This window comes from Chitinophaga sp. GbtcB8, assembly GCF_019091455.1.
GTDB lineage: Bacteria > Bacteroidota > Bacteroidia > Chitinophagales > Chitinophagaceae > Chitinophaga.
The window spans coordinates 1-296 of record NZ_JAGXJN010000125.1; the positions used below are offsets into that span (position 1 = coordinate 1).

Annotated in this window: 1 protein-coding gene; it reads right to left on the reverse strand. The window is 43.2% G+C overall.

Annotation, left to right across the window (positions count from 1 at the left end; translation table 11 throughout):
* The coding region (locus KVT36_RS31645) for a hypothetical protein (protein ID WP_217607419.1) at positions 1-266 on the reverse strand (266 nt) is incomplete at its 3' end.
* Positions 267-296: the final 30 nt, after the last annotated feature.

Below are 296 nucleotides of genomic sequence, written 5' to 3' on the forward strand. Positions count from 1 at the left end.
TCGTTGGTATGAACATCTTCCCAACGACGGCGTTTGATAACCAGTGTTACTTTGTTTTCTCTGATCGGAAAATCCTGCACCCGGACCTCTGGTAGAAAACCTTTTGAATGTAGTTTCCTATCCTTATAGTCTGCAGGAGGCTCGTTTATTTCTTCCAGGTAGATGTGAAGCCCATTGGGCGATTGCGTGGTTTTAATAAGGTCAAAATACGCTAAAAGCCCCTGTGGGAGAAGAAATCCTATTAACTGTCGATAGCTCTGATCCAAAACTGATGGTTCTTATTGAGCCGCAAAACA